This is a genomic window from Vibrio sp. Vb1554, assembly GCF_033344235.1.
Map to the genome: position 1 here is coordinate 16,394 of NZ_JAWPOJ010000022.1, position 16,064 is coordinate 32,457.

Annotated in this window: 15 protein-coding genes; 9 read left to right on the forward strand and 6 right to left on the reverse strand. The window is 46.3% G+C overall.

All coding sequences use genetic code 11. The features are described from left to right. Positions 1 to 10 precede the first annotated feature (10 nt). A complete protein-coding gene (locus R8N28_RS17230; protein ID WP_262635473.1) occupies positions 11 to 1,264 on the forward strand; it encodes a valine--pyruvate transaminase in 1,254 nt (417 codons plus the stop codon). A gap of 126 nt (positions 1,265 to 1,390) precedes the next feature. Here R8N28_RS17230 and R8N28_RS17235 read toward each other — a convergent pair whose 3' ends face one another. The 6 genes from R8N28_RS17235 to dnaA all read right to left on the reverse strand — a co-directional run bounded on the left by R8N28_RS17235 (position 1,391) and on the right by dnaA (position 9,212). Beyond that, complete coding sequence (locus tag R8N28_RS17235; RefSeq protein WP_213898944.1) at positions 1,391 to 1,828, reverse strand: Hsp20 family protein; 438 nt, start codon at positions 1,826 to 1,828, stop codon at positions 1,391 to 1,393. Between the two features lie 533 nt (positions 1,829 to 2,361). Continuing rightward, on the reverse strand, positions 2,362 to 2,778 hold the full coding sequence (locus R8N28_RS17240; RefSeq protein ID WP_025768940.1) for a GreA/GreB family elongation factor: 417 nt from the start codon (positions 2,776 to 2,778) through the stop codon (positions 2,362 to 2,364). A gap of 343 nt (positions 2,779 to 3,121) precedes the next feature. After that, entirely contained in the window at positions 3,122 to 5,539 is a 2,418-nt protein-coding gene (gyrB, locus tag R8N28_RS17245; RefSeq protein ID WP_005378841.1) for a DNA topoisomerase (ATP-hydrolyzing) subunit B, read from the reverse strand. A gap of 13 nt (positions 5,540 to 5,552) precedes the next feature. Then, positions 5,553 to 6,632: a DNA replication/repair protein RecF gene (recF, locus tag R8N28_RS17250; RefSeq protein WP_005378839.1), complete on the reverse strand. Its 1,080-nt coding sequence runs from the start codon at positions 6,630 to 6,632 to the stop codon at positions 5,553 to 5,555. A gap of 9 nt (positions 6,633 to 6,641) precedes the next feature. Next, positions 6,642 to 7,742 (reverse strand): DNA polymerase III subunit beta, encoded by a 1,101-nt coding sequence (gene dnaN, locus R8N28_RS17255; protein WP_158157052.1) that lies wholly within the window; start codon positions 7,740 to 7,742, stop codon positions 6,642 to 6,644. A gap of 63 nt (positions 7,743 to 7,805) precedes the next feature. Beyond that, positions 7,806 to 9,212: a chromosomal replication initiator protein DnaA gene (gene dnaA, locus R8N28_RS17260; RefSeq protein WP_005378835.1), complete on the reverse strand. Its 1,407-nt coding sequence runs from the start codon at positions 9,210 to 9,212 to the stop codon at positions 7,806 to 7,808. A 412-nt stretch (positions 9,213 to 9,624) separates the two neighbouring features. Between dnaA and R8N28_RS17265 the strand changes: the two genes are divergently transcribed. From R8N28_RS17265 to mnmE, 8 genes are all read left to right on the forward strand, one after another. Then, positions 9,625 to 10,371 (forward strand): amino acid ABC transporter substrate-binding protein, encoded by a 747-nt coding sequence (locus R8N28_RS17265; protein WP_005378831.1) that lies wholly within the window; start codon positions 9,625 to 9,627, stop codon positions 10,369 to 10,371. Positions 10,372 to 10,485: 114 nt separating this feature from the next. Beyond that, the gene (locus tag R8N28_RS17270) at positions 10,486 to 11,157 is read left to right on the forward strand and encodes an amino acid ABC transporter permease (protein ID WP_005378829.1); all 672 of its coding nucleotides are present in this window, start codon (positions 10,486 to 10,488) and stop codon (positions 11,155 to 11,157) included. Then, entirely contained in the window at positions 11,154 to 11,891 is a 738-nt protein-coding gene (locus R8N28_RS17275; RefSeq protein WP_054730019.1) for an amino acid ABC transporter ATP-binding protein, read from the forward strand. Before R8N28_RS17270 ends, R8N28_RS17275 begins: the two co-directional genes overlap by 4 nt. Before the next feature lie 242 nt (positions 11,892 to 12,133). After that, entirely contained in the window at positions 12,134 to 12,268 is a 135-nt protein-coding gene (gene rpmH, locus R8N28_RS17280; protein ID WP_005378825.1) for a 50S ribosomal protein L34, read from the forward strand. A gap of 46 nt (positions 12,269 to 12,314) precedes the next feature. Continuing rightward, entirely contained in the window at positions 12,315 to 12,638 is a 324-nt protein-coding gene (rnpA, locus tag R8N28_RS17285; RefSeq protein ID WP_262635474.1) for a ribonuclease P protein component, read from the forward strand. Next, complete coding sequence (yidD, locus tag R8N28_RS17290; protein WP_005378822.1) at positions 12,605 to 12,862, forward strand: membrane protein insertion efficiency factor YidD; 258 nt, start codon at positions 12,605 to 12,607, stop codon at positions 12,860 to 12,862. The genes rnpA and yidD overlap by 34 nt, the downstream gene beginning before the upstream one ends. Positions 12,863 to 12,864: 2 nt before the next feature. After that, positions 12,865 to 14,487, forward strand: coding sequence for a membrane protein insertase YidC (gene yidC, locus R8N28_RS17295; protein ID WP_005383834.1), 1,623 nt, complete (start codon positions 12,865 to 12,867; stop codon positions 14,485 to 14,487). 130 nt (positions 14,488 to 14,617) lie between these two features. Continuing rightward, the gene (gene mnmE / locus R8N28_RS17300; protein ID WP_005383836.1) at positions 14,618 to 15,979 is read left to right on the forward strand and encodes a tRNA uridine-5-carboxymethylaminomethyl(34) synthesis GTPase MnmE; all 1,362 of its coding nucleotides are present in this window, start codon (positions 14,618 to 14,620) and stop codon (positions 15,977 to 15,979) included. Positions 15,980 to 16,064 lie beyond the last annotated feature (85 nt).

Consider the following 16,064-nt stretch of genomic DNA (forward strand, 5'->3'; position numbering starts at 1 on the left):
ATAAGTCAGCATGCAGTTCTCAAAGTTTGGTGAAAAATTTAATCAGTATTCAGGTATTACGCAGTTAATGGACGATTTGAATGATGGTCTGCGCACACCAGGTGCCATCATGCTCGGTGGAGGTAATCCTGCCGCCATTCCTGCCATGCTCGATTACTTTCACCAAGCCAGTGAGGAAATGCTCGCCAGTGGGGAGCTCGTCGCCGCCCTCGCCAACTACGATGGCCCGCAGGGTAAAGACGCGTTCGTCAAAGCGCTAGCTCAGTTATTCCGTGAAACTTACGGCTGGGATATTTCCGAAAAAAACATCAGCCTAACTAACGGTAGCCAAAGTGGCTTTTTCTACTTGTTCAACTTGTTGGCAGGTAAACAGCCAGACGGTTCGCACAAGAAAGTGCTACTGCCTATCGCGCCTGAATACATCGGTTATGGTGATGCTGGCATTGATGAAGATATCTTTATCTCTTACCACCCAGAAATCGAGCTGTTAGATAACGGTCTGTTTAAATACCACGTCGATTTTGAGCAGCTAACCGTCGACGACTCTGTTGCGGCAATCTGTGCATCTCGTCCAACCAACCCAACGGGTAATGTACTGACAGACGAAGAAGTACGTAAGCTGGACAAGCTAGCACGTGAGAACAACATCCCACTGTTCATCGATAACGCCTACGGTCTACCTTTCCCGAACATCATCTTTGAAGATGTCGAACCGTTCTGGAATGAAAACACCATCCTATGCATGAGCCTATCTAAACTTGGCTTGCCGGGCGTGCGTTGTGGCATTGTGATTGCGAGTGAAGAAATCACTCAAGCGTTAACCAATATGAACGGCATCATCAGCCTAGCGCCGGGCAGTGTTGGTCCAGCGCTGGCAAACCATATAATTGGCAAAGGCGATCTTCTTAAACTGAGTTCAGAGGTGATTAAGCCGTTCTACAAGCAAAAATCACAACGTGCGGTTGAACTGCTCCAACAAGCAATTACCGATGAGCGATTCCGCATCCACAAGCCGGAAGGCGCTATCTTCTTGTGGTTATGGTTTGATGAACTGCCAATCACAACAATGGAACTGTACCAACGCTTGAAAGCGCGTGGCGTATTGATTGTCCCTGGTGAATATTTCTTTATTGGTCAGCAAGACGAGTGGGATCACGCGCACCAATGCCTGCGTATGAACTACGTTCAAGATGATGAGATGATGCAAAAAGGCATTGCGATTATCGCTGAAGAAGTGGAAAAGGCTTACCGCGAAGGTAAATAGACGGATTGAACTCAGCCGTTCTTCTCTTTGAAATTACGGCTTTAAAATAGCGGATTTGAAAACCCCAAACTAAAAAGAGCGCCCATATGGCGCTCTTTCTCATTCTATAACCGGGTGGTTAACTGATTAGTTGTTCTCAATCAGGTTGTTACCACCGATAGCAATCTTACGTGGTTGCATGGCTTCAGGGATTTCACGAACTAAATCGATATGAAGCAGACCGTTTTCCATTGATGCACCCACGACTTTTACGTAATCCGCTAGCTGGAATTTACGTTCAAAATCGCGTTCTGCAATACCTTGGTAAACATAGTTTTTGCCTTCTTCGGCTTTACGTTCGCCCTTCACAATCAACATGTTTTCGTTTTGAGTCAGATCGAGTTGGTCTTCAGAGAAGCCAGCAACGGCCATAGTAATACGGTAGTTGTGCTCGTCTTTTTGCTCAATGTTGTATGGAGGGTAACCGCCAGAAGTATTTTTCGCTGTATTCGCTTCCATCAGGTTTAGCAGACGATCAAAGCCAATTGCATTACGGTATAGTGGTGAGAAGTCTACATTACGCATAAATCTATCCTCTTAATTAAGCAATAGTCTTAGTTCAGATGAGTTTCATCCTACTGGCGTGTTTATGCAAAAACCAACGCCGAACTAAGAGATTCTTATCATTCCACTGGCCTTGGTTTGGCTCGGAGACATGATATTGAATCTAAAGGTTTAAGTTGTGTGCCAAAACGCCATATCCTCTTCTGAGCGATCTCGTTTTAGCGATTCCAGAGGGCTGGTCTTCTAGTCTCTAGCAAGCCAGTCACCCTCTTCACAACTAGATATAAGGTCGTCAAAAATGACTTTCAAGGGAAAAAATAAAAAATTTTTAAAGCATCCACTATCCCCTTGAACAGCTTAGTTCCTCATCACTTCGCGATCAGTGATAAAAAGCCCGCCGTTCTGGAGGGCTCAATCTACACTTTACTTGCGGGAGGATTTACGCGCTTTTACAACGCCCTTTTCTGCCGCCTTTTCCTGCTTTAGTTTGCGCTTTTCTTTTAGACTCAACTGCGGTTGTTTCTTTTCTTTCTTACTCATGACTTCACCTCTATTTATTGGCACAACAGACAACCACACAGCATTTTCTGAGCTGGTGGCTGCGATTGATGAACAATTTCAGTAATCACAAAGCAGCGTCGCTGATTAAAAATTTCCACTTCGAGCGCATCATTTTTAGCTCGACCTAACAGTCGAGACCCCAAATAAGAATCGACCGCGAGCATACCTGTCATGGGTTGCCCCTTGCGCGAGCTGACCAATGTCATGCGATATTGATAGGCGCGTTCAACATCCACTAAGCGAACCGTGTCTCCAACCGCAATACGAGCTCGGTTACGGCAATGGGCTTGTTGCTCGCAGGTTTCAAATAGCGATAACAACCTTAGTGGTGATTGATAGGTTAAAAAGCGACTGGTTAACCACCAAGTTCGCAGCGCCAAGCAGTACGCCGAGAACCAGCGTTCAAACATGATTATTTCCTTCTTAATGCCTTGTCTTACAAATAAATTCAGTGCATTGAACCGGAAGTGCATCACTTCCGGCTTAGTTCAGGAAAATCATCACCATTTTCTTAGTCTCCTTATTCATCAGTTCTTCAGCACTATAGCGAGCAGAAAAAAGAAAGCAAAAACGCTCAAGCGAACAAAATGGCGAGAAAAAAAGAAAACAGAAATAAAATGGCAGGCTTGATCGGGTTGTTGGCAGTTAGTACCAGAAAAACATCAGCTTTGGCAGAAAGTGGCGATTTTAGCTGGTGGTAAAACAAAAAAAGCAGCGATTTCTCGCTGCTTTTTACTATCACGAACAGTGTCGTTATACGTCTAGGTTCGCTACTTTCAGTGCGTTCTCTTCGATGAAGTTACGACGAGGTTCTACTTGGTCACCCATTAGCGTAGTGAACAGTTGATCTGCGCCTACCGCATCTTCAATCGTTACCTGCATCATACGACGAGTTTCTGGGTCCATGGTGGTTTCCCAAAGTTGGTCTGGGTTCATCTCACCTAGACCTTTGTAGCGCTGACGGCTTAAGCCACGCATTGACTCTTTCACTAACCAGTCAAGCGCTTCTGCAAAGTTTGCCACTGGCATAGTACGCTCACCACGTTTGATGTACGCGCCTTCTTCCAGAAGTCCATCAAGTGCTTCTGATAGATCAGCCAACTTGCCGTACTCTTTCGAGTTTAGGAAGTCGATGCTAATTGCATGTTCGTGCGTCACTCCGTGAGTACGAACCACAATCTTAGGCAAGTTTAAGCCTAGCTCTTCGTGCTGCTCAACTTCGTAGCTGTACTGGCTTGCACCCACTTCTTTCGCATTCAGCTGCTCAATAAGCTGCTTCGTCCACGCTTCCACAACTGATGCGTCATGGCATTGCTCTGGCGTTAGACGAGGAGTGTAAATCAACTCGTTTACCAAAGCACTTGGGTAGCGACGGCTCATACGTTCCGCCAGTTTAATACCCGCATTGTACTGTTGAACAAGCTTCTCTAGTGCTTCACCAGCCAGTGCAGGTGCTTCTGCGTTTACGTGTAGCGATGCATTATCCAGAGCTAATGATACTTGGTATTGGTTCATCGCTTCTTCATCTTTGATGTACTGCTCTTGTTTGCCTTTTTTCACTTTGTATAGTGGTGGCTGAGCGATGTAGACATAACCACGCTCGATAAGCTCTGGCATTTGACGGTAGAAGAAGGTCAACAGTAGCGTACGGATGTGCGAACCATCGACATCGGCATCGGTCATGATGATGATGTTGTGGTAACGAAGCTTGTCCGGGTTGTACTCGTCACGACCGATACCACAACCTAGTGCGGTGATCAGTGTTGCTACTTCTTGAGAAGATAGCATCTTGTCGAAACGTGCTTTTTCTACGTTAAGAATCTTACCTTTTAGCGGTAGGATCGCTTGGTTCTTACGGTTACGGCCTTGTTTTGCGGAGCCGCCTGCCGAATCACCCTCCACTATGTATAGTTCAGAGAGTGCCGGATCTTTTTCCTGACAGTCTGCAAGTTTACCTGGAAGGCCAGCTAGGTCTAGTGCACCTTTACGGCGCGTCATTTCACGAGCTTTACGCGCTGCTTCACGAGCACGTGCTGCATCGATGATTTTCGAACAAACCATCTTCGCTTCTGTCGGGTTCTCAATCAGGAACTCAGACAGTTTTTCACCCATTGCAGACTCAACAGCTGATTTCACTTCAGAAGAAACCAGTTTGTCTTTTGTTTGGCTTGAGAATTTAGGATCAGGCACTTTCACCGAAACAACCGCAGTTAGACCTTCACGCGCATCGTCGCCTGAAGTCGCTGTTTTCGCTTTCTTCGAGAAACCTTCTTTATCCATAAAGCTGTTCAATGTACGTGTTAGCGCAGCACGGAAACCAGCAAGGTGAGTACCACCATCACGCTGTGGGATATTGTTGGTAAAGCAGAAGATATTCTCTTGGAAACCATCGTTCCATTGCATCGCCACTTCAACTGAAATGCCGTCTTCACGCTCAGAATTAAAGTGGAAGATTTTTTCGATGATTGGCGTTTTGTTGGTGTTTAGGTGATCAACGAACGCTTGAATACCACCTTCATACATGAAGTGATCATGTTTGTCCGCTTCACGTTCATCAACCAATTTGATCGACACACCAGAGTTCAGGAATGACAGTTCACGCAGGCGTTTCGCCAGAATGTCATAGTGGAACTCAGTGTTAGAGAACGTCTCGGCACTTGGCCAGAAACGAATTTGTGTACCGGTTTTATCCGTATCACCCACAACGGCTAGTGGCGCTTGAGGCTCACCATGGCGGTAGGTTTGCGTATGGATATGACCACCACGATGAATCGTTAGCTCAACTTTCTCTGATAGTGCGTTTACTACTGAAACACCTACCCCGTGAAGACCACCCGATACTTTGTATGAGTTATCGTCGAACTTACCACCCGCGTGAAGAACCGTCATGATTACTTCTGCTGCAGAGACATTTTCCTCAGAGTGGATTTCTGTTGGAATGCCACGACCATCATCGCTAACGGAAACCGAGTTATCCTCATGAATTGTCACAACGATGTCTTTACAGTGACCTGCCAACGCTTCATCAATTGAGTTATCCACCACCTCGAAAACCATGTGGTGAAGGCCGGTGCCGTCGTCCGTATCGCCGATGTACATTCCTGGACGCTTACGTACCGCATCCAGACCCTTCAGTACCTTAATACTCGATGAATCGTAATTTTCAGACATGAGTTTCTCTCTTCTAGTTTGACTCTATCCTGCCATGTTCCACATGAAACAATTTACCGTTATCGTCCAACATATCGGCGATTTGGCTTTCAGTGATAGAGCTTACAAATACTTGTGCGCCCGTCTCTTTTAAGCAGTCAGCAAGACGCTTGCGACGTTGGCTATCTAATTCCGACGCGAAGTCATCAATTAGGTAAATGCATTGTTTACCGGCCATCTCTGTCAGGTGTTGCCCTTGCGCTACACGCAATGCACACACCATGAGTTTTAATTGACCGCGTGACAGAACATCTTCAACGGGCGTTCCGTTCACTTTAATGCGCAAATCAGCTTTGTTTGGGCCACTAAAGGTGTATCCCAATGCCTGATCACGCTCAAAATTCTTTTCTAGTATCTCGTGGTATGGAGTGTCTTTATCCCAGCCACGATAATACTTCAATTGGATCTCAAATTCTGGCAAAAATGTCTGACAGATAGTTTCTGCGACAGTTTTCATCTGCTCGATGTAACTTGCTCGCCATTGGCTGATGTTTTCAGCCAATCCTGCCATTTCCTGATCCCAATAACTGAGCTCACGATAACTATTGGCGGTTTTCAACAACGCGTTGCGCTGCTTGTTCAGGCGCTTGAACCTTCCCCATGCTTGATAAAAAGCGGGCTCGGTATGAAACACGCCCCAATCAATAAACGCACGACGATGTTTAGGGCCATCTGTCAGTAAATCAAACCCTTCTGGGTGTATCAACTGCAGAGGCAGAACTTGTGCCAACTGCGCTAATTTTTGTCCAGATTGACCGCCTATTTTAACCTCTGTTGAGCCATCACGCTGCTTATTAATGCCGATAGGTAGCTCAAATTGATCCGAGTTCAAAAAACGACCATGAACAAACAGTTCGTCACACTCATTTTGTATCACTCGTCCGGTGAGAGAGCTCTTGAATGAGCGGCCATGCCCGAGCAGATAAACCGCTTCTAAGACACTGGTTTTACCGCTGCCGTTCGGCCCGATAAGAAAGTTAAAGCCTGCTGATAACTCAATATCACAGGCTTTAATGTTTCGAAACTGCTGAATGATGAGGCGAGAAAGTGGCATTCAGATGGCTTATAGACGAATTGGCATCACCACGTACATGGCACTGTCGTCGTCTGCGTTTTCAATCAACGCACTTGCGTTCGCATCTGACATCGACACACGCACGTTATCGCAACGCAGTGTATTAAGCACATCAAGCACGTAGCTAACGTTGAAGCCGATCTCGATAGCGTCACCTTCAAAGGTCACGTCTAGCATTTCTTCTGCTTCTTCTTGCTCTGGGTTATTGGCAGTAATGCGCATTTCAGTATCAGCCAGATTCACACGCACGCCACGGAATTTTTCGTTGGAAAGAATCGCAGCACGAGAGAAGGCTTGGCGCAACTCGTCACAACTTGCTATTAGGGTCTTATTGGTGCTCTGAGGCAATACACGGCGGTAATCAGGGAAACGACCATCAACCAACTTAGAGGTAAAAGTAAAGTTATTCACCTCAGCACGAACATTGGAGCTACCGATCTGAAGTACTACGGGCTGCTCTGGCGCATCCATCAACTTTACTAATTCTTGCACACCTTTGCGTGGCACGATGATTTGCTTCTGCGCAAAGTCCGCACCTAGCTGAGTTTGCGATACCGCCATACGGTGGCCGTCCGTCGCCACGCTGCGTAGCGTGGTGCCGTCAATTTCAAACAACATGCCGTTGAGGTAGTAACGAACGTCTTGATTCGCCATCGAGAACTGAGTTTTGTCGATCAGCGTACGTAAATCAGCTTGGCTCAGTGATACTTCCACTTCGCTTTGCCAATCTTCAATATTAGGGAAATCGTTCGCAGGAAGCGTTGCCAACGAGAAACGGCTGCGACCAGAGCGAACTTGTACGCGATCACCTTCTAATACAAATGTGATGATCGCATCGTCCGGTAAACCACGACAGATATCGAGAAACTTACGCGAAGGAACGGTAATGCTGCCCGCTTCAAAATCACCTTCTAGCGTCACTTTGCTTACTAACTCTACTTCAAGATCGGTTGCCGTCATCGACAATACGTTCTCTTCTACTTTAAGAAGTAGGTTACCCAGGATTGGCAGAGTTGGTCGGCCACCTAAAGCGCCCGAAACCTGCTGTAGCGGTTTGATTAAATGACTACGTTCAATGGTAAATTTCATGCTTGGCTCTTTACGCTGTCAGCTCAATAAATGATTTGCTTAGAATACCGTTATTCTAACCGATTACGAAGACAGGGTGCGAATCAAGTTAGAGTAATCTTCTTTAATGTCGTGGCTCTCTTCACGCAGCTGCTCAATCTTGCGACACGCATGAAGTACGGTCGTATGATCGCGGCCCCCAAACGCATCGCCAATTTCAGGCAAGCTATGGTTGGTTAGTTCTTTTGCTAACGCCATGGCCAGCTGACGAGGACGCGCTACAGAACGAGAACGACGCTTAGACAGCAAGTCCGCCACTTTAATCTTGTAGTATTCCGCCACGGTCTTTTGAATGTTATCGATCGTCACCAGCTTCTCTTGTAGAGCAAGCAGATCGCGCAGCGCTTCACGAACAAAATCAATCGTAATTGGACGACCAGTAAAGTTCGCGTTCGCGATAACACGGTTCAGTGCACCTTCGAGCTCACGAACGTTCGAACGCAGACGCTTGGCAATGAAGAATGCCACTTCATCAGCAAGGTGGATTTGGTGATCTTCGGCTTTTTTCATCAAGATCGCCACACGCGTTTCAAGCTCAGGTGGCTCGATCGCAACAGTAAGACCCCAACCAAAGCGAGATTTAAGACGATCTTCAACGCCATTAATTTCTTTAGGATAACGGTCAGACGTTAGAATGATCTGCTGATTACCTTCCAATAGTGCGTTGAAGGTATGGAAGAATTCTTCTTGTGAACGTTCTTTATTAGCAAAGAATTGGATGTCATCGATAAGGAGCGCATCCACGCTGCGGTAGTAGCGTTTGAATTCTTCAATCGCATTGTTTTGCAGCGCTTTCACCATGTCTTGCACAAAACGTTCTGAGTGCATGTAGACCACTTTTGCGTTCGGGTTGTTATCCACAATCGCGTTACCCACCGCATGCAATAAGTGGGTTTTACCCAAACCCGTGCCGCCGTATAGGAATAGTGGGTTGTAAGCTGCACCTGGGTTATCCGATACCTGACGCGCCGCAGCCAAACCCAGTTGGTTCGACTTACCTTCAACAAAGTTGTCGAATTTGTGTTTTGGGTTCATGTTTGAGCGGTGATTGATAGCCGCAATCGCTTGAGCGTCGTCATCCCAGGTTTTGTGTACTGGCTTACGCGCCTGTAATTGCGCAGGTGCAGATGACTCCGCAGCCACATCTGCAGGCGTACGTGTCGGCGCTGGTTTTGGTGCAGAGACAGGTCGGCTCCCCACTTCAAAACGTAAGTTAGGAATATCGCCACCGCAGTATTCCTGCAGTAAGCGAGTAATATTGTTCAGATACTTATCACGCACCCAGTCCAACACAAAGCGGTTTGGCGCGAATAGAGTGAGAGTATTGTCATTGAGCTCCGCTTGTAGCGGACGAACCCACATGCTGAATTCTGTAGCTGGTAGCTCTTCTTGAAGCTGCTGCAAACATTGCAGCCAAAGCGAAGATGACACGGTGCCCCCACTGAGTAATTGAATTATCGGAAAAGACTGGCAATTTTACCTGTTGATAACCAAGATCGCCAGCGATTGATCGACGATCCAGTGAATAAGATCCAAGTTATTCACAATTATTTCTGCAAACTTGATGAGATCAACACACCTTGCCCCAAATTTGCCCACACAACGATCCACAATTGGGCAAAATTCACAAGATCGAGCGATTGGTGATAAGTCTGTGTATTATTTTATTCCCAATGCTGATTTTGTCGATCATTTCGCTAGGTTCAGTTCGCATTTTCGTCACATTTAACATTCTTCTTCTATTATCTAATAACTCACAGGTCTAGGTTATTGCTCTTGGTTATTTATTTAATTGAGCTAACTAACAGTAGTATTTCCAACCATAAAATTATGGAGATGTATTATGAAAAACTGGATTAAGGTTGCCGTTGCAGCCATTGCACTGTCGGCAGCAACCGTACAAGCCGCTACTGAAGTCAAAGTTGGTATGTCAGGTCGCTACTTCCCGTTTACTTTTGTAAAGCAAGACAAGCTACAAGGCTTTGAAGTCGACATGTGGGATGAAATCGGTAAACGTAACGATTACAAAATCGAATACGTAACAGCCAACTTCTCTGGTTTATTTGGTCTTTTAGAAACTGGTCGTATCGATACGATCTCCAACCAAATCACCATGACTGATGAGCGTAAAGCTAAATACCTATTTGCTGACCCTTACGTTGTAGATGGCGCACAAATTACCGTGCGTAAAGGCAACGACAGCATCAAAGGTGTTGACGATCTTGCGGGCAAAACCGTTGCGGTGAACCTAGGCTCTAACTTTGAGCAACTGCTGCGTCAATACGACAAAGACGGCAAGATCAATATTAAAACGTACGACACAGGTATCGAACATGACGTGGCGCTCGGTCGTGCAGATGCATTTGTAATGGATCGTCTTTCTGCTTTAGAACTGATTAAGAAAACTGGTCTTCCTTTGGAATTGGCAGGCGAACCGTTTGAGACCATTCAAAACGCATGGCCTTTCGTGGACAACGAGAAAGGTCGTAAGCTGCAAGAAGAAGTAAACAAAGCACTGGCTGAGATGCGCGCAGATGGTACAGTAGAGAAAATTTCCGTGAAGTGGTTTGGCGCTGACATCACGAAATAAGAACTCTTTGTACTTTAGGCCGCAAAGTGGTATCACTCTCGGACTAAAATAAACTTACGTAAAGGTGGAACTTGTTTTCCACCTTTTCTTTTCTCTAGCCTTTAGGTAAGCCGTATGGGATTTGACTTTAATTACATGTTGGAACTGCTGCCGATATTGCTGAAATATCTTGGCACAACCATGGAAATGGCGACATGGGGATTGGTGTTTTCGCTGATTTTATCCGTCATTTTAGCCAATATTCGCGTATTTAAACTGCCAGTTCTGGATCAATTAAGCCAACTGTACATCAGCTTCTTCCGTGGCACCCCACTGTTGGTTCAGCTTTTCCTGCTTTATTACGGCTTACCGCAAATTTTTCCATTGATGGTCGGTATCGACGCCTTTTCAGCAGCGGTTATCGGTTTAACGCTGCACTTTGCCGCTTATATGGCGGAAAGTATTCGTGCCGCCATTATTGGCATTGATCGCAGCCAAATGGAAGCGAGCTTATCGGTCGGTATGACGACATCCCAAGCAATGCGCCGAGTGATTTTACCTCAAGCAACGCGTGTCGCACTGCCTTCATTGATGAACTATTTCATCGATATGATCAAGTCAACGTCTCTTGCTTTCACGCTTGGTGTGGCCGAAATCATGGCGAAAGCACAGATGGAAGCCTCATCAAGTTTCCGTTTCTTTGAAGCTTTCCTTGCGGTTGCTCTTATTTACTGGGGCGTGGTGGTGATTCTGACTCGCGTACAAATCTGGGCAGAAGCAAAACTGAATAAGGCGTACGTACGATGATTAAGTTAGAAAATATTCACAAACGTTTTGGTGAGACTGAAGTGCTGAAAGGCATCGACCTCGATATTAAGCAAGGTGAGATCATCGTGATTATCGGCTCAAGTGGTACGGGTAAATCAACCTTGCTGCGTACGGTGAACTTTCTAGAACAAGCAGATGAAGGTCGTATCACGATAGATGACATCTCCGTTGATACTCAAAAACACACTAAAGCCGAAGTATTAGCGCTGCGTCGTCGAACTGGCTTTGTGTTCCAAAACTATGCCCTGTTTGCCCACATGAATGCGCGCCAGAACATTGCCGAAGGTCTAGTGACCGTTCGAGGTTGGAAAAAAGCCGATGCTCTCAAACGAGCGCAACAAATTCTGGATGACATCGGCCTTGGGGATAAAGGCGATAGTTATCCAGCGTCATTATCTGGCGGCCAACAACAACGTGTGGGTATCGGCCGAGCGATGGCGCTGCAACCAGAACTGCTGTTGTTTGACGAACCAACTTCTGCGCTGGATCCTGAATGGGTCGGTGAAGTTCTCTCATTAATGAAGAAGTTAGCTAATCAGCATCAAACCATGCTGGTGGTGACGCACGAGATGCAATTCGCGAAAGAAGTCGCTGATAGAGTGATCTTCATGGCGGAAGGCAATATCGTTGAGCAAGGTTCTCCACAGGATATCTTCGATAATCCACAAGATCCTCGTTTGAAAAAATTCCTTAACCAAGTAGGAATAGAGTAACGATCAAGCATCAGGATCGATTGATCCTTGAGATTTTACTCACACTACGTATAATCGCCCGGCCGGAATTTCGTACTCATTGAGTCATTGACACATTATGTGAGTGTGATTACAATTCCGCCTCTTTGTTGAGAGGCGTCGGTTGTCCTTCTCTATATAAAGAGCTTCTTTATATAAGAAAGCAAATACCCACGCCGGGTTTAACAAGAACCTAAAACTACTGATCAGTAAAGGTAATTATCATGAAACGCACTTTTCAACCTACAGTTCTAAAGCGCAAGCGTACTCACGGCTTCCGTGCTCGCATGGCAACTAAGAACGGTCGTAAAGTTATCAACGCACGTCGTGCAAAAGGCCGTGCGCGCCTATCAAAATAATCGCTAGTTTATTTTGAACACGTACGCGTTTAATCGGGAGTTACGTTTGTTAACTCCCGAGCATTATCAAAACGTCTTCCAGCAAGCTCATCGAGCTGGCTCGCCTCATTTCACCATCATTGCTCGCAATAACAAACTTTCTCACCCACGATTAGGTTTAGCGGTTCCCAAAAAGCAAATCAAAACGGCTGTCGGTCGTAACCGATTTAAGCGTTTGGCTCGTGAAAGCTTTCGTAACAATCAACATCAGCTTCCAAACAAAGATTTTGTTGTGATTGCGAAGAAAAGCGCGCAAGATTTAAGCAATGAGGAAATTTTTAAGTTGTTTGATAAGCTATGGCAACGCCTGTCTCACCCTTCACGTGGATAGCCATTGGGCTCGTTTATCTGTATCGCTGGTTTATCAGCCCTTTGATTGGTCCTCGTTGCCGGTTCACACCAACCTGTTCCACTTACGCGCTAGAAGCTTTGAGAGCTCACGGTTTTGTAAAAGGATGTTGGTTATCAGGCAAACGTCTATTAAAATGCCACCCTTTGAATGAAGGGGGGTATGACCCCGTTCCACCAGTCCAAAAACAAGACAGAGATAACTAACGATGGATTCTCAACGTAATATCCTGCTCATCGGTTTGGCCCTGGTTTCTTTTTTGCTGTTTCAACAATGGCAAGTTGCAAAGAATCCAGAACCTCAAGCAGTTGAACAGGCTCAATCAAGCAGCACTCTACCTGCACCATCTTTTGCTGATGAACTTGACCCAGTTCCTGGTCAACAGCAAGCTTCTGCAAAAACTATCACAGTAACGACTGATGTTTTAACTCTGTCGATCGACACCGTTGGTGGCGATGTGGTACATGCCAACCTTAACGAATACTCTGCTGAGTTAGATTCATCAGATTCCTTTGTTCTGCTTAAAGACGCTCAAGGTCACCAATTTATCGCTCAAAGCGGTCTAGTGGGTCCTCAAGGTATCGACTTGAGCAGCACAAATCGCCCTCACTACAACGTAAGTGCAGACAGCTTCACAATGGCTGACGGTCAAGATGAACTTCGCGTTCCGATGACATTCACTGCAAACGGCATCGAATACACCAAAACTTACATCTTTAAACGCGGCAGCTACGCGCTTAATGTTGAATACGATGTAGTGAACAACTCAGGCAACAACGCAACATTTGGTATGTACGCTCACCTACGTCAAAATCTAATGGACGATGGTGGTAGCATCACAATGCCTACTTACCGTGGTGGCGCATACTCAACAGAAGATACGCGTTACAAGAAGTACAGCTTTGATGATATGCAGGATCGCAACCTGTCTCTTAACCTAGCCGATGGCCAAGGTTGGGCAGCAATGATTCAGCACTACTTTGCCGCAGCTTGGATCCCACGTAACGAACCAGGTACTAACCTATACACTCGTGTAATTGGCAACCTCGGCGACATCGGCGTTCGTATGCCGAACAAAACTATCGCAACAGGCGATCAGGCTAAGTTTGAAGCAACACTTTGGGTTGGTCCAAAACTGCAAGATGAAATGGCAGAAGTGGCACCTAACCTAGACCTAGTAGTGGACTACGGCTGGTTATGGTTCATTGCGAAGCCTCTTCATATGTTGCTTTCATTCATCCAGAGCTTTGTTGGTAACTGGGGTGTGGCAATCATCTGTCTGACCTTCATCGTTCGTGGTGCAATGTACCCACTAACAAAAGCGCAATACACGTCTATGGCGAAAATGCGTATGCTTCAGCCTAAGCTGCAAGCTATGCGTGAGCGTATCGGTGATGACCGTCAGCGCATGAGCCAAGAAATGATGGAACTGTACAAGAAAGAGAAAGTGAACCCACTAGGTGGCTGTTTACCTCTTATCCTACAGATGCCTATTTTCATCGCGCTTTACTGGGCACTAATGGAATCGGTAGAGCTACGTCACTCTCCATTCTTCGGTTGGATTCATGACCTTTCAGCGCAGGACCCTTACTACATCCTGCCGCTATTGATGGGTGCGTCTATGTTCCTAATCCAGAAGATGAGCCCGACAACGGTAACGGATCCAATGCAGCAGAAGATCATGACCTTTATGCCGGTTATGTTTACCTTCTTCTTCTTGTTCTTCCCATCAGGTCTCGTTCTGTACTGGTTGGTGTCGAACATCGTAACGCTTATCCAGCAAACTCTGATCTACAAAGGATTAGAGAAAAAAGGCTTACACAGCAAGTAACCTTTTAGGAAATGATTGAGAAAGGCGGCCAAAAGGTCGCCTTTTTGTTTTTGGCTGATTACAATTCAGCTAATTAATTGTGATGGCTCCCTAGGTATCTTCCCTATAGCCCAGCTCAAAAGGCAAAATTATGACTACAGATACGATTGTCGCTCAAGCGACCGCGCCTGGTCGTGGCGGTGTCGGTATTATTCGAGTTTCTGGCCCTAAAGCCAACCAAGTGGCGTTAGAAGTCACTGGCAAAACACTAAAGCCCCGCTACGCAGAGTACCTGCCGTTTAAGTCAGAAGATGGCACTGTGCTTGATCAGGGCATCGCACTGTACTTCCCTAACCCACACTCATTTACCGGTGAAGACGTACTTGAGCTGCAAGGCCATGGCGGCCCTGTCGTGATGGATATGCTGATAAAACGCATTCTAGGTATAGATGGTATTCGAGCTGCTCGCCCTGGTGAGTTCTCTGAACGCGCATTTCTGAACGATAAACTCGACCTCGCTCAAGCCGAGGCGATCGCAGACCTCATTGATGCCAGTTCTGAAGAAGCAGCAAAATCGGCACTGCAATCCTTACAGGGCGCATTTTCAGGCCGCATTAATACCTTAGTTGAGTCGCTGATTCATTTGCGTATCTATGTTGAAGCAGCCATCGACTTCCCTGAAGAAGAGATCGACTTTTTGGCCGACGGTAAAGTGGCTGGTGACCTACAAGCCATCATCGACAACCTAGATGCGGTGCGCAAAGAAGCTAACCAAGGCGCTATTATGCGTGAAGGGATGAAAGTCGTGATTGCGGGTCGTCCAAATGCGGGCAAATCAAGCCTGCTGAACGCACTATCGGGTAAAGAGTCTGCAATCGTAACCGACATCGCAGGAACCACGCGTGATGTACTGCGTGAGCATATCCATATTGATGGCATGCCACTACACATCATTGATACAGCAGGTTTGCGTGATGCTTCCGATGAAGTAGAGAAAATCGGTATCGAACGCGCGTGGGATGAAATAGCCCAAGCAGACCGCGTGTTGTTCATGGTGGATGGCACGACAACCGACGCCACCGATCCGAAAGATATCTGGCCAGATTTTGTGGATCGCCTACCAGACAACATTGGCATAACTGTGATCCGTAATAAAGCGGATCAAACGGGTGAAGATATGGGGATCTGCCACGTCAATAACCCTACTCTTATCCGTTTGTCAGCGAAGACTGGTGCAGGGGTTGAAGCTCTGCGCGATCATCTCAAGGAGTGTATGGGCTTCTCTGGCAACAGTGAAGGTGGGTTTATGGCTCGTCGTCGTCATCTCGATGCATTAGAACGTGCCGCACAGCACCTTCAAATAGGCCAGGAGCAGCTTGAAGGCTATATGGCAGGTGAAATATTGGCTGAAGAGCTACGTATCACCCAACAACATCTCAATGAGATTACCGGTGAGTTCAGTTCTGACGACTTACTGGGACGAATCTTCTCTTCATTCTGTATCGGGAAGTAAATAATCGAACGCGCGGTGCTGAGCTTAACTCACACCGCGTTTCTTTTTGTACGGCAAGCCATCCATGAGCTTTAGCCGTCGCATT

Bases quoted from the DNA above. Each gene is read 5' to 3' on its own strand.
- R8N28_RS17230 (WP_262635473.1), top strand. From the start codon at position 11: ATGCAGTTCTCAAAGTTTGGTGAAAAATTTAATCAGTATTCAGGTATT.
- R8N28_RS17235 (WP_213898944.1), bottom strand. From the start codon at position 1,828: ATGCGTAATGTAGACTTCTCACCACTATACCGTAATGCAATTGGCTTT.
- R8N28_RS17240 (WP_025768940.1), bottom strand. From the start codon at position 2,778: ATGTTTGAACGCTGGTTCTCGGCGTACTGCTTGGCGCTGCGAACTTGG.
- gyrB (WP_005378841.1), bottom strand. From the start codon at position 5,539: ATGTCTGAAAATTACGATTCATCGAGTATTAAGGTACTGAAGGGTCTG.
- recF (WP_005378839.1), bottom strand. From the start codon at position 6,632: ATGCCACTTTCTCGCCTCATCATTCAGCAGTTTCGAAACATTAAAGCC.
- dnaN (WP_158157052.1), bottom strand. From the start codon at position 7,742: ATGAAATTTACCATTGAACGTAGTCATTTAATCAAACCGCTACAGCAG.
- R8N28_RS17265 (WP_005378831.1), top strand. From the start codon at position 9,625: ATGAAAAACTGGATTAAGGTTGCCGTTGCAGCCATTGCACTGTCGGCA.
- R8N28_RS17270 (WP_005378829.1), top strand. From the start codon at position 10,486: ATGGGATTTGACTTTAATTACATGTTGGAACTGCTGCCGATATTGCTG.
- R8N28_RS17275 (WP_054730019.1), top strand. From the start codon at position 11,154: ATGATTAAGTTAGAAAATATTCACAAACGTTTTGGTGAGACTGAAGTG.
- rpmH (WP_005378825.1), top strand. From the start codon at position 12,134: ATGAAACGCACTTTTCAACCTACAGTTCTAAAGCGCAAGCGTACTCAC.
- yidD (WP_005378822.1), top strand. From the start codon at position 12,605: ATGGCAACGCCTGTCTCACCCTTCACGTGGATAGCCATTGGGCTCGTT.
- yidC (WP_005383834.1), top strand. From the start codon at position 12,865: ATGGATTCTCAACGTAATATCCTGCTCATCGGTTTGGCCCTGGTTTCT.
- mnmE (WP_005383836.1), top strand. From the start codon at position 14,618: ATGACTACAGATACGATTGTCGCTCAAGCGACCGCGCCTGGTCGTGGC.